Origin of the sequence: Marinobacter salexigens (assembly GCF_018860765.1) — a bacterium.
GTDB lineage: Bacteria > Pseudomonadota > Gammaproteobacteria > Pseudomonadales > Oleiphilaceae > Marinobacter > Marinobacter salexigens_A.
In genome coordinates this window covers 124489-137542 of sequence record NZ_JAHKPV010000018.1, presented here as the reverse complement: position 1 = coordinate 137542, position 13054 = coordinate 124489, and the positions used below count along the sequence as shown (strand labels likewise).

Genomic DNA, 13054 nt, shown 5'->3' with positions numbered 1-13054 from the left:
TAGATTGGAAGTTTAGCGGGTCAGAGAGTGTTGCCTAGTGACAGTCTGTTAAGGTGCGCCTCAGTTGTCCGTGAGGCGCATGGGTGTTTCAATAGCTTGCCCATCAAACAGCACCTGTTCATCGCCCAGTTGGATTCTGCCTTCGCAGAACCAGCGAACAACAATCGGGTAGAGCAGGTGTTCTTTTTGTTGCACCTTTTCCGCGAGTGTTTCGCAGGTGTCTTCTGCAGTAACGGTCACTTCTGCCTGCGCGATAACCGGCCCGCCATCAAGCTCTTCGGTAACGAAGTGAATCGAGACGCCATGAACAGCGTCGCCAGCATCCAGTGCTCTTTGATGCGTATTGAGGCCTGTATACTTCGGCAGCAGCGAGGGGTGAATATTCACCAGCTTGCCACGGAATGCCCTGACAAAATCTGTGGTCAGGATTCGCATGAAACCCGCCAACACAATGAGATCCGGGTTGTAGCGGAGAATGTGAGCCATAAGCGCGGCATCGAATTCTTCCCGAGAGCCGAACTCCTTGTGGTTGACCACAAAGGTTTCCACGTTGGCTTGTGCGGCCCGCTCGAGTGCAAACGCTTTTGGCTGATTGCAGCCCAGAGCAACAATTTGGCCGGGGAAATCCCGCCCGCGACTTGCGTCCAAAAGAGCCTGAAAGTTGGTTCCGCTGCCAGAGGCAAGGACGAGAATTTTGGGCAGGGCGGGTTGATCTGCCTTCATTCTGCCAAAAGCCCCGGTGCATAACGCACCACTGCATCTTTTTCGGAATCCTCAGCGCGCTCGATAATGCCTACCTGCCAAGCTTTCTCACCCAAGGCCTTCAAGGTGTCCATCGCCAAACTTTTCTGGCTTTCGGGAACACAGATGATCATGCCAATTCCGCAGTTAAAGGTGCGGTACATTTCTTCACTGGCAACACCGCCTGCGTCTTTCAGCCACTGAAATACGGGGGGGAGTTTCCAGCTTTCGGTGTCGATGGCTGCAACTACGCCCTTGGGCAGAACTCTGGGGATGTTCTCCGGCAAACCACCACCAGTGATGTGTGAAAGAGCGTTTACATCCACTTCGCGAATAAGTTGCAACAGGCTTTTTACGTAGATGCGTGTAGGAGCCATCAGCGCATTCGCAAGTGTTGTATCGCCGATTGGTTGATCTAAGTCGGCTTCGCTGACTTCAAGAATCTTCCGGATCAGCGAGTATCCGTTGGAGTGGGGGCCTGAAGATTCTAGTGCGAGCAGCACGTCTCCTGCTTGAACGTTGCTGCCGTCGATGATTTCGCTGCGCTCTGCGATACCTACGCAGAAACCGGCAAGATCGTAATCGTCACCCTCGTACATCCCGGGCATTTCGGCGGTTTCACCACCCACCAACGCGCAGCCAGCCAACTCACAGCCTCGGCCAATTCCTGCAACCACGTTTGCAGCTATATCAACATTGAGCTTTCCGGTAGCGTAGTAATCGAGGAAAAATAGCGGCTCTGCACCACCAACAATAAGATCGTTAACGCACATCGCAACGAGATCAATGCCAATGCTGTCGTGCTTTTCAAGCTGCATCGCCAATCGCAACTTGGTGCCCACGCCATCAGTGCCAGAAACCATAACCGGCTCTTTATACCCGGAAGGGATCGCGACCATGGCACCAAACCCGCCAAGCCCTCCCAGAACCTCGGGTCGCCGCGTGCGGGCGGCGGTTTCCTTGATACGGCTGACAAGTTCATTGCCGGCGTCAATATCAACGCCAGCATCGCGGTAGGTCAGGGAAGGCTTCTGTTCGCTCATGGTGTTCTTAAACCGTTGGGCAATGGGTCAGGCGGCGGATTTTAGCAGGTGCAGTGTAGGGCTCCAAGTGCAAAAGCCTTGCGCCGCTCCGGATTCTTGAATCCGGCCGTTTTCGCGCAAGCAAGATTGCATTTCGGAAACCCCGGCTGGCTACTCAGGAATAGGGGCATGGTGTATCCTATGCGCCATTCATGCGAACTGCAGGGTGTTTCATGCCAGTAACAGACCAGATCCGGTTTTTTAAACCATTGCGAGCCCTATGGCTTGGTGTTTTTTGTACGCTCATACTGGCTTTCACGCCCACGTCTGCCACTGCTGTAACAGTCTCAGGGCTCTATTCAGTCGAAGTTCCTGTGTCTGGCTCCGGGCAAGCCGCTCTTACCCAAGGTTACGCTGATGGTTTGGCCCGGGTTTTTGTGAGGATTTCCGGCACCCGTGAGGTACTTGCGCTTGATGGTGTAGACGCTCTGCTGGCAGATGCGGAATCCTTGTTGCTGTCCTATCAGATACTTCGGGGCACAAGTGGTGAAAGCCGCCTCAGTATGGCGTTTGGTGCTGTAGGCGTTAATCGGGCTTTGGCATCAGTCAACGCTCCCGTGTGGGGTGCCAACCGACCCTTAACCCTCGCTTGGGTGGCGGTCGAAGACCGTGGTGTTCGCAAACTGGTAACAGGTGCTGGCGAAGACCAAGCCAATTCTGCCGAAACGGGTGTTTGGTCGGCAGCATTTGCTCGCGCTGCTCAGGAGCGTGGGCTCCCCGTAGCCCTGCCTCCTGCGGGGTTTAGTGGTAATAGAGAGTTGTTGTCGGATATATGGGGGCAGTTCACCGGGCGCGTTCTCAAAGCGTCTGAGGGCGTAGAGCATGACGTGCTTGCACTGGTTCGTGTTAACCGCTCAGGCAATCAGTGGCGTGCAGGCTGGGTATTTGAAGGTGCAAAGCTCAATAGCAGCGAAGAGTCGGTTAGCGCTGACACGCGGGAAGCTCTTGCAGAGGCATTGGTTGATCGTTGGGCGGAGCTGTACGCCAACCGATATGCTGTCGCAGCCGGTGAGGTTGGGGAGCTACCTCAGGTGGAAATCGTATTGCGCGGTGTTAAGACCGTTACAGACTACGGCAAAGCCACTCAAGTTCTGGAGGGCTTAACCCCAGTTGAAAATGTAGGTGCATCCCGGGTTAAGGGCGAGCAGTTAACACTAAGAGTTGGCTTTTCCGGTGAGCTTGATCAGCTTAGAGAGTATATTGCTCTGGATTCTCGGTTTGTGCCCGTTGAAGGCGGATCACAGGAAAGCCAAGCGGCTCGCTCGTCATCACTCCCGTCGTCAGCAGCCGCTTCGGCAAAACCGACACAACTTGATTCTAACGAGAATCAGCAAGAAGCAATTCCGGAAGGTAAGTTGGAAAAGGAGTCGTCTGAGCAGACTATGTTTAGCTACCAACCCTCGCCCGTAGACGAAGAAGAGGCCGAGCAGGCGTTCGAGTCGCTTTATCAGGTTCTATACTACCGCTGGCAACCCGTGCCAGCTATCGGAAATAATGGCGGGCAGTAAGCCGATACTGGAGGCAATTGAGTGAGGTCACACGCCTGGCGCTGGATACCCAATGCTCTGACGTTTGTGCGCATTCTATTGATAGCTCCCTTTGCCAGAGCGCTGCTGGTGCAGGAGTACCGCCTCGCTTTGCTCATTTTTGCTGTGGCCTCGGTAACAGATGGTCTTGATGGTTTTCTTGCGCGGCATTTTAATTGGCGCTCCCGTTTCGGTGCTGTGGTTGATCCACTGGCCGATAAAGCGCTACTGATTACAGCCTATTTGGTGCTGACCTATACCTCGGTTTTACCTCTGTGGCTGTTTGCACTGATCGTCGGTCGAGACCTTCTTATTGTGGGAGGTGCGCTGGTTTACCATTACAGTATCGGCCGTTTCGAAATGGAGCCGAGCATACCAGGCAAGTTGAATACGCTGGTTCAGATTGTTGTCATTTTGGGCATTATTGTTATTTTGGCCGGTTTGCCGGTGCAGCCGATATGGTTGAATATTGGAATTTGGTTGGTCGCAGTTTCAACGGTCTTCAGTGGCGGGCACTATATTGTCGTTTGGGGTAAGCGCGCATGGAGGGCCAGACACCCGTGAGCAACTCTCAGCTGGTGCTTGGCGTCCGGCTTCGGGACGACGCACGTTTTGACAACTTTCATGGTGATCGCAACCGGGAAGCGGCGTTGCGCCTGTCTTCGGTATTTAGCCAGCCGGCTGGCCTGCCAGTGGTCGTAGTTTGTGGCGATTCGGATACTGGCAAAAGCCATTTGCTGCAGGCGGCCTGCCATCACGCAGAAGCGGAAGGGAAAACGGCGGTTTGTATTAGTATTGCCGAGCTAGAGCCCTTCGGCCCGGAAGCGCTGGCGGGACTGGATACCATGGATGTGGTTGCACTCGATGATCTGGATCGGGTAGCGGGTAAGGCCGACTGGGAAGAAGCGGTTTTTCATCTCTATAACCGGCTGCATGATGGCGGTCATATGCTCGTTGTTAGTCTTTCTGAAGTTCCTGGGTCTTTGCCTTTCGTATTACCGGATTTGGTGTCCCGGCTTCACCACGGCTTTATCGTGCAACTGGGAACCTATCGTGACGATGATCGCCTGAAAATTTTGATGGCTCGTGCACAAAAGCGTGGGCTGACTATGACGGACGATGTTGCAGGCTTTATTATGCGCAGGGCCCCAAGGCGACTTGGCGAATTGTTAGGCATTCTCGACACCCTCGATGAAAACTCCTTGCAGGCGCAAAGGCGCCTTACCGTGCCATTCGTGAAAACGGTCATGCGGTGGTAAGAACATACAAGCCAAGCGTTACACCACAAAACAGAACTTAAATGATAAGACGCTGAATGAAGCGCCAGATGGAGAGACGACATGAGACGGGTAGTATTCAACCAGAAAGGTGGAGTCGGCAAATCCAGTATTACCTGCAATCTGGCAGCCATCAGCGCTGCACGCGGCAAGCGCACTTTGGTGGTTGACCTTGACCCCCAAGGTAACTCAACGCATTACTTGTTGGGCAAGCCCGCTAGCGAGCTTCAAGATACCGTTGCAGATATGCTGGAGCAAACGGTAGCGTTCAAGGTATTCAATCGTCGCCCTGAAGAGTTTGTTCATGCTTCGCCATTCAGAAACCTCTTTGTTTTGCCTTCCAGCCCTGAGCTGGATTTTCTTGAGCGCAAGCTTGAGGCAAAGCACAAAATCTATAAGCTCAGAGAGGCGCTAAAGAAGTTGGGTGAGTCTTTTGATGAAATATACATTGATACTGCGCCAGCCCTGAATTTTTATACCCGCTCCGCGCTTATTGCTGCGCATCGGTGCTTGATTCCGTTTGACTGTGATGATTTTTCCCGTCAGGCACTTTATAACATTCTTAGTGAAATTCGCGACTTGCAAGAAGACCACAACGAGGAGCTTGTGGTTGAAGGTATTGTCGCAAACCAGTTTCAACCTCGGGCCAGTCTACCAAAACAGTTGGTTAAAGAGCTTATTGCAGAGGGGATGCCAGTATTGCCCGTGCGTTTATCCAGCTCCGTGAAAATGAAAGAGTCACACCAGAGCCGGCAACCGCTGATTCACATGGCACCAAAACACCCGCTCACGCGTCAGTTCGAAGATCTGTATCGCGTACTCAATGGCGAGGCGGTAGAACTAGAGTCTTTGGCCGATTAAACCGGGAGCTTTATGGCGGATTCCGATAAGATTGCAGGGCAGGTAGCGGATGGTCTTCTAGCCATTGAAATGGAGCTGCGCACGATTGGCCTATGGGCAACCGAGCGTCCACCACAGGCGGCATTTCAAAGCACCGAGCCTTTCTGTATCGATACCCTAGAGTTCACCCAGTGGGTTCAGTTTGTGTTTCTTGAGCGCATGAAGCTGATCGTTGAAAGCGGGCATCCTTTGCCTTCAGTCTCTGGCATTGCACCCATGGCTGAGGAGTACTTTCGCAGCCGCCCGGAATCAGGGCAGGGTTTGATTCGAGAGCTTGAGGCGATCGATCAACTACTTTCGGGGAGCTGACCAGCGCCTATTTATGCTGACCATTCACGTCAGTCTAGGCGCATAGACAAGTCTACCGCTTTGACGTCTTTGGTCAGTGCGCCGATAGAAATATAATCGACTCCGGTTTCCGCAATGGGAACCAGTGTGTCTGAGTTGATGCCCCCGGAAGCTTCCAGTTTGGCGCGTCCCTCGTTTATTGCGACTGCCGCCCGCAAATCCTCCATTGAAAACTCATCGAGCATGATGATGTCAGCGCCAGCGCGGAGCGCTTGCTCCAGCTCGGCCATATTCTCGGTTTCCACCTCGACTGGTTTGCCCGGTGCGATGTTGTGGGCTTCTGCGATTGCTGCGGCGATGGAGCCGCATGCGGAAATATGGTTTTCCTTGATCAAGAAAGCGTCCCACAGGCCACTTCTATGGTTGTGGCAGCCGCCGCAAGTCACAGCATATTTTTGTGCAAACCGTAAGCCGGGTAGCGTCTTTCTAGTGTCGAGTAGTCGCACAGGTGTATGTGCAACCCGCTCGGCATAACCAGCGCAGCTTGTCGCAACACCTGAAAGCGTTTGCAGCCAATTCAGCGCAGCCCTCTCGGCGGTAAGCAGGCTTCTGGCGGTTCCTTTCATGCGGAATAGAACCTGATTGGGGCTCACGCTCTCGCCATCCCCAACCAGCCACTCTAGCGCTACTGACGTGTCCACCTGACGAAAAACTTCGTTCACCCATGCCCGCCCCGCTATTGTTGCATGTTCCCGCGTTATTACATGGCCAGAAGCCTGTTTATCCGCAGGAATAAGTTGGGCCGTAATATCACCATCACCGATATCTTCGCGCAAGCTAGCGGCTACTGTTTCGATGAGTGACTGGCGTTGGCGTTCACTGAAATTCATGGTTTTGCATCCGCTTGTGACTGGCTAAATGGTTCTGAAATATTCCGGACGCACGATTCTATAGTTCGACAACGGTTTCGCCAAATTATGCCAGAAACGTTATCTGAGTCTGACGTACACAAAAGGTGACAATTTCTGACACAAGGTGACACGGTCTAGTCGTATGATGTGCAATCAAAGTAGTTTGTGGTCACATGCTTCGACCGGGAGATCAGTCGATGAAACAGGAAAACAAGGTTGTCAGCTTTTCAGGCCAGAAGCCGTTCTCACGGTTTGATCTGCCGCCTGCTCTTGTTCGCCTGCGTGATACCTCCGGACAAATACTAAAAGGCGTTCTCGAACGCTTTTTCGAACGTGCCGACGACACCTTGTTCGAGCTCGCAGATCGCGCCGGTTCCAATACAGACCAAACCGTCTATTTTGATGCCATGCGGGAGTTGCGGCTAAGGCGCAAAGCCATGGTTGTTTCGGTGTTGCAATACGTCAGTCAGGCATTTAATGACATTGGCCAATTTCGGCCCAAGCAGTCCGGTTGCGCACTGGATGAGGTTGATCAAGACTCTTTGAGCCTTGTTGAGCATTCGGATCTGGAGCAGCAGGTCGCGATTGACAACTTAACCAAAAAAATGCGTAACAAGTATCAAACCCCAATTCAGCTTTTGTCTGTGCGGGTGAACCATCTGGTGCCAAGCGTGGAGCTGGCAGACAATCAGATGCCACTGAGCCCGGACGTTATTTGTGGAGGTCTTGCAGAAGCCTGTTCAGATCTCGATATAGATATCCGAGCAAAGCTTGTGGTGCTCAAGCTGTTCGATCGGTTGCTGGGAGATAAGCTCGGCGATTTCTACCAAGAAGCGAACCGGACTTTGGCTGCAGAGGGGGTCTTACCGGACGCAAAGCGCCCCCCGGCCCGTTCAGCCATTGCCCCTTCAGGCGCTCGGTCTGCAACCTCGACTCCTGTGCCACCAAGCAATTCGCAACATGAGGTAGCCGGTGGTGTGTCGAGTGAAGAGGGCAGCAGCCAGTATTATAGTCACGATGAGATTCAGGGCGGTGCTTCCTATGCAACGTTTTCGGAGTTGAGCGCGCTCCTGCACCAGCGAGGTGCAACCCAAGCTACGGTTGAGCCAGATAAGACTGACGAAGCCTACCTTGATACGGAACGGTTGATGGTACTTCTCAGCGAGGCACAGACTTCTTACGATCAATGGGAAGGTGGTGAAGTTGCTTCACTTGATCAACGTCTTCAGTCTGTTCTTACGGCGGCTAATGGCCAAAAGGCAAGTGTTGGACAGGTGGATAATGATGTTATCAACCTAGTCTCGATGCTGTTCGATTTTATTTTGGAAGACCGGCAGCTTCACCCGGTTATGAAGGCGCTCATCGGGCGTCTCCAGATCCCTGTGTTGAAAGTTGCCCTAAGCGATAAAAATTTCTTCAATCGTGGTGGGCATCCAGTTCGTAAGCTGTTGAATGAGTTGGCATTGTCTGCCATTGGTTGGAGCGAAAAGCGCCCCGGTCAGCGTGATCCTTTGTATGAAAAAATTGAGTCGGTTGTAGATCGGGTATTGAGTGAATTCAGCACTAATGTGTCGCTTTTCAGCGAGTTGCTAGAGGACTTTTGCCATTTCACCGATCTCGATCGTCGCCGACGAGAGCTTGTAGAGCAGCGGTTGCGAGATGCCGAAGAAGGCCGGGCACGTCAGGAGCAGGCCACCCAGATTGCTGAGTCTTTGGTGAAGGAGCACACGTTTGGTAGAGACATTCCCGAGCCTGTTTTTGCGATGCTCAATGAAGCCTGGAAAAAGTATTTGCAGTGGGTGGTATTGCGTGAAGGTGAGCACGGAGAGCGCTGGACGGACGCTAAAGAGCTCACAGGACATCTGGTATGGAGCGTTGATCCACAGCCGATCGAAAGCTCCACGCGTAGCGATCTGCTCCGTGCTATCCCCGCAATTGTGGACGACTTCCGGCTAGCCCTTCAGGAGATTTCATGGGACCCGTTTGCAACGGATACGGCGGTACGGGATCTGGAGTTGGCCCATGTCGATGTATTACAGAGCTTAGCAACAGCGTCTTCCAGTGCCGCGGCATCGGCTCCGGAAGAAGCTGGCACTAAAGTCTGGTCTAAATCTTCTGAAAATTCAGATCCAGAAGCAGCTTTGACGGTCATCAATGAGCCCTTTGGCGCACTGAGTGAACCGAGCGAGACACTGGCAGAAACACAACCCCAGTTCGATGTAGCAGAGCCTCAGGCCGACGCCTCGGCCGGACCGGAAGTGGAAGAGGTTGCCGAACAATGGCTAATTCAGGCAGACAGCCTCCGTGTTGGTGCATGGATTGAGCTCACTCGAGATGGAGCCAAGCTCCGTTGTAAGCTGGCAGCCGTTATAAGGGCAACGGGCAAGTACATCTTTGTTAATCGCAGCGGTGCAAAGGTTGCGGAGTACCATCGTCGGGAGTTGGCTACTGCTATGGCAAATAGAGCCATAAGCATGCTTGATGATGGACTCATTTTTGACAGGGCGCTTGAGTCCATTATCGATAATCTTCGCAGCAGTCGAAGAGATTGACCCGTAGTAACAAGCCTTACTTTGTGATTCAATCAATCCACACTGTAACGCTCTGATAGCTATGGATTCATATTGCCCTACTCAGCCCCAGATTCCCTAAGTGCGACCGCTTTCGGCGAAGATGTAAGCGGTCTTCGCCGGACGGGGCGTCTTTCATCTGCCCGTTGGCGTCCGTCGCCTAACTTCGGCCCGCGTCCAGACGGCGCTTCAATAAGTCTTCTGGTAGTGCACAGCATCAGCTTGCCCCCCGGCCAGTTTGGCGGCGGTTATATTGAAGATTTTTTCACGAACACTCTTAATCCCGCACAACACCCCTACTTCGAAACCATCGCCGAGATGCGCGTTTCAGCTCACGTGCTGATCCGCCGAGACGGAAGCTTGATTCAATTTGTCAGCCTGCTCGACAGGGCCTGGCACGCTGGGCGCTCCTGCTTTCAGGGCGTAGAAGAGTGCAACGACTATTCCATCGGAGTTGAGCTTGAGGGCGCGGACCATATTCCGTATAGCTCCGAGCAGTACCGGGCACTGGCAGAGCTCTCGGCAGTGATCAGCTTGGCCTGGCCGGACATTAGCAGCGACCGTATTACCGGCCACTGCGATATTGCCCCAGGCCGCAAGACTGACCCTGGGCCTGCGTTCGAGTGGCTATACTTCCGGACTGCGTTGGAAGAAGCCAAGTCTGACCAACACAGCGGTGAACCGCCCAATAAAGGAGCTGTGTGAATGATTTTGGTGGTATTTCTTATTGCCTATTTGGTGCGGCGTCGGCTTGATAGCGTGAATGCGGTCTCCAGTGATGAGCTTTGGCGGCGCTGGTTTCGTCAGGGGAGTGTTGTCAAAGCCGGTCACGAGTCAGGGATCTGGAGTGGCCTAATTATAGTGTTCGTGCCAGCCTTGCTCATGGCCTTAGGTGTTTATGTTTTGGCATTGTACGGTTGGCGACTCGCGGCCTATCCGCTCGAAATTCTCGTACTTGTTTTGATGATGGGCACGCCCGGGTGGCGGCAATCGGTTGAGCCCTATACGCAGGCCTGGCATAAGGGAGACATGCAGGCGGCTTGGCACCTTATTCAGGAGCGCCTGCCTGCCAGCGAGCGTGGAGCTGCGGTCTCGCCTGAGCTTATGCATCTTTCTTTGAGTAAAGCGCTATTGTTATCAGTATTTCATCGATTCTTCCTGATTGCCTTCTGGTACGTGGTGGGCGGTATCGGATTTGCGATTTTTGTGCGCGGGCTGGTAGCGCTGACGGAGCAGTGGCCTCAGGCCGCCGCGAGACCTCGCTACGTCGCTGTTTGTGAGTGGTTTAACTGGATACCTGTGCGGCTGCTTTCAATAACCTTTGGTATTGCCGGTGATCTGTCGGGGTGGTTAGGTGAAGCCAAAGTGGCGATTGCGGGCATCACGAAAAAGACATCAGAAATCCTCATGATTTCTGCTAATGGGTCGTTAACCGGTTATGCGCTTGATCCAGCGAGGTTTTCTCAAATTCACCCGGATGAGTGGGCCAATTATGGCGGACGCAGCCTGAGCGCAGTGAGGGATTTGCTCAACCGGAGTATGCTGGTATGGATTTGCACTCTGGCTTTGCTCGTGATTGCAGGCGTTGTCTGAATATCAGTACCACCGTAAATAAAACTAAAGTTTTCCGGTATTTGGGCGATAATAAAAAAAGAACATGCATTCATTTGTTCGCGTTTCAAAAGAGAGGGCCGATGTGAAGCAACTCATTTATCCCGCAGTAGCACTGATGAACCGGTTGCCGATGCTGTATAAGTTCAGTCTCATCAGCATCTTGTTCCTTTTGCCGATTGGTGGCTTGTCCTGGCTTGTGATGACCGAACTCAATCGCTCGGTTGCGACCATGACTCGAGGCGTAGAAGGGTTAGAGCAGTTGCGCCACATCGACCGCCTTGTTGATGCTTCCATGGATTACCGGGATTACCGTGCGCCGGCAGTAGCCAAAAATGAAGATGCCATTAAAAAGCTCTCCGATGAAGCCGCAAGCGAGATCAGTTCTGTTTTTGAAACGCTAACGGCCCAGCCCCGCTCGTTTGATGTATCCGGAGCCTGGGCTGATCAAGTCGAAGGTCTCAAGGCTGAATGGAAAGCCCTTCGTGCCGATGATAATTACCAGACCAACTTTGATCCTCAATTCAAATACTTTCATGAGTTTGTGCAGAAAGCACTGGCTCTGCTACCTGCTACTATCGAGACATCAGGATTGGGGCAGGGTGCTTCAAGAGAGAACCTACTTATCTTGGGGCTTATCCGGGAAACATTGCCTGAGGCCCGTAGCGTAATTGGGCAGGCTCGTTCGTACAGTTTGTTTGCATTGGTTGACGGTCAGGTAGGCTATGCCCTTAGCGATAACTTTAACGAAATCTATGACGGTCTTACCAACCGTAGCTCCCTCCTTTCTCCGGCGCTGACACTGACCGCCGATGCTTCTCCTGTCCTGGCATCTCAGGCAGGCCAAGCGTTTGAACGGGTCGATGAGAGCCTTCTGAATGTGCGTGAACTGCTTGATGTAAACATTATTACTCCTATGCGGCTGGAGATGACATGGCAGGAGTTCGAATCTCGTGTTTCTGCAGAGTTGGCGAGTTACGGTGAGCTGAAGGGTGCCGCGTTTGATGTGATCGATGCCAACCTGAGCGCCAGACTGGAACAGGAAGTGAGTCAACGTCGCCTCATCGTCGTAGCATTGGTTGTGGTGCTGCTATTTGTTGTTTATCTTTACGTCGGCTTCTTTATGTCTGTGCGCACAGCAATCAACCGCTTTAGTGAAGCGGCTCGTAAAGTGGCAGCAGGCGATATGACGACTCGGATTTCCCTCGATAACCGTGATGAGTTGGGCGAACTTACCGGTGAGTTCAATAACATGACCGATCGAATTGCTGAGCTTATTAGGTCGGTCGGCCAAACAACATCGGACGTTGACCAGCAAGCCGCTCGTGTTAATGAGACAGCGTCTGCTAACAGCGAAGCGGTGGCGCGCCAAATGGCCGAAAGTGGCCAAATTAATGAAGCCATGAGCCAGATGGTGGAAGCGGTGAGTGAAGTCACTGAAAGCGCTCACCGGGTTGCAGACAGCGCGACCGCTGCGGAACAGGATACCGAAACCGGCCGCGGCGTTGTCTCTGATACCGTGGAAACCATCAACCGCCTTGCGACAGAGATTTCAGGCGCTGTGGATGTCATCAACCGGGTTAGTGAAGACAGCAATAATATCAGTCAGGTTTTGGTAGAAATCAAAGCTATTGCCGAACAGACTAACCTCTTAGCCCTCAATGCTGCCATTGAAGCAGCCAGAGCTGGTGAGCAGGGGCGTGGGTTTGCTGTGGTTGCTGATGAAGTGCGTTCCTTGTCGCAACGCACACATAAGTCTACTGAAGAAATCGAGGGCATGATTACGCGTCTTCAGAGCGGCGTGAAAGATGCTGTGTCAGCCATGACCAATAGCCACGATGTTACTCATGCAACGGTTCAAAAGTCGGGAGAGGTGACAGAAGCGTTGACTCGGATTGCGCAGGGCATCTCGGTGATTGTGGATATGAGTCACCAGATTGCTCAGGCTGCTGAGGAGCAGTCGGCTGTTTCTAAGGATGTGAATACTAGCGTTGCGCATATTGGCGAGTTGGGGGCTTCCACTGCCACTAATGCGGAAGAAACTCTGGCTTCGTCTAGGGAAATGTCGGATTTGACGGCTTCTTTGCAGAGGCTTGTTGAGGCGTTTAAGGTTTAAGTTCTTTAGACGGCCAAGTGGGGCGCTGAGAC

12 protein-coding genes are annotated in these 13054 nt (G+C 52.8%); 9 read left to right on the top strand and 3 right to left on the bottom strand.

Translation table 11 applies throughout. The features are described 5' to 3' along the window. Positions 1–60: 60 nt before the first annotated feature. Both purN and purM read right to left on the bottom strand, forming a co-directional pair. A complete protein-coding gene (gene purN / locus KO508_RS10475) occupies positions 61–723 on the bottom strand; it encodes a phosphoribosylglycinamide formyltransferase (protein ID WP_216008264.1) in 663 nt (220 codons plus the stop codon). Further along, positions 720–1784, bottom strand: coding sequence for a phosphoribosylformylglycinamidine cyclo-ligase (gene purM / locus KO508_RS10470; RefSeq protein WP_216008263.1), 1065 nt, complete (start codon positions 1782–1784; stop codon positions 720–722). Before purM ends, purN begins: the two co-directional genes overlap by 4 nt. A 212-nt stretch (positions 1785–1996) precedes the next feature. On the opposite strand from purM, the gene KO508_RS10465 reads away from it, so the two are divergent. The 5 genes from KO508_RS10465 (at position 1997) to KO508_RS10445 (ending at position 5835) form a co-directional block, all read left to right on the top strand. After that, complete coding sequence (locus KO508_RS10465) at positions 1997–3331, top strand: DUF2066 domain-containing protein (protein ID WP_216008262.1); 1335 nt, start codon at positions 1997–1999, stop codon at positions 3329–3331. Between the two features lie 21 nt (positions 3332–3352). Beyond that, positions 3353–3913, top strand: coding sequence for a CDP-alcohol phosphatidyltransferase family protein (locus KO508_RS10460; protein ID WP_216008261.1), 561 nt, complete (start codon positions 3353–3355; stop codon positions 3911–3913). After that, the gene (hda, locus tag KO508_RS10455; protein ID WP_216008260.1) at positions 3892–4608 is read left to right on the top strand and encodes a DnaA regulatory inactivator Hda; all 717 of its coding nucleotides are present in this window, start codon (positions 3892–3894) and stop codon (positions 4606–4608) included. Before KO508_RS10460 ends, hda begins: the two co-directional genes overlap by 22 nt. An 81-nt stretch (positions 4609–4689) precedes the next feature. Next, positions 4690–5487, top strand: a complete 798-nt coding sequence (locus tag KO508_RS10450) for a ParA family protein (RefSeq protein WP_216008259.1) — start codon at positions 4690–4692, stop codon at positions 5485–5487. Between the two features lie 12 nt (positions 5488–5499). Beyond that, positions 5500–5835, top strand: coding sequence for a YqcC family protein (locus KO508_RS10445; RefSeq protein ID WP_216008258.1), 336 nt, complete (start codon positions 5500–5502; stop codon positions 5833–5835). Between the two features lie 29 nt (positions 5836–5864). On the opposite strand, the gene nadC is transcribed toward KO508_RS10445, so the two are convergent. Further along, on the bottom strand, positions 5865–6704 hold the full coding sequence (gene nadC, locus KO508_RS10440) for a carboxylating nicotinate-nucleotide diphosphorylase (RefSeq protein ID WP_216008257.1): 840 nt from the start codon (positions 6702–6704) through the stop codon (positions 5865–5867). Positions 6705–6922: 218 nt separating this feature from the next. Between nadC and KO508_RS10435 the strand changes: the two genes are divergently transcribed. From KO508_RS10435 to KO508_RS10420, 4 genes are all read left to right on the top strand, one after another. Then, positions 6923–9277: a DUF1631 domain-containing protein gene (locus KO508_RS10435; RefSeq protein WP_216008256.1), complete on the top strand. Its 2355-nt coding sequence runs from the start codon at positions 6923–6925 to the stop codon at positions 9275–9277. Between the two features lie 72 nt (positions 9278–9349). Next, positions 9350–10000: a 1,6-anhydro-N-acetylmuramyl-L-alanine amidase AmpD gene (ampD, locus tag KO508_RS10430; RefSeq protein ID WP_216008255.1), complete on the top strand. Its 651-nt coding sequence runs from the start codon at positions 9350–9352 to the stop codon at positions 9998–10000. Next, positions 10001–10888 carry a regulatory signaling modulator protein AmpE gene (gene ampE, locus KO508_RS10425; RefSeq protein ID WP_216008254.1) on the top strand — a complete coding sequence of 296 codons (888 nt, stop codon included), beginning with the start codon at positions 10001–10003 and terminating at the stop codon, positions 10886–10888. It begins immediately after the preceding gene. A 103-nt stretch (positions 10889–10991) separates the two neighbouring features. Beyond that, entirely contained in the window at positions 10992–13022 is a 2031-nt protein-coding gene (locus KO508_RS10420) for a methyl-accepting chemotaxis protein (RefSeq protein ID WP_216008253.1), read from the top strand. Positions 13023–13054: the final 32 nt, after the last annotated feature.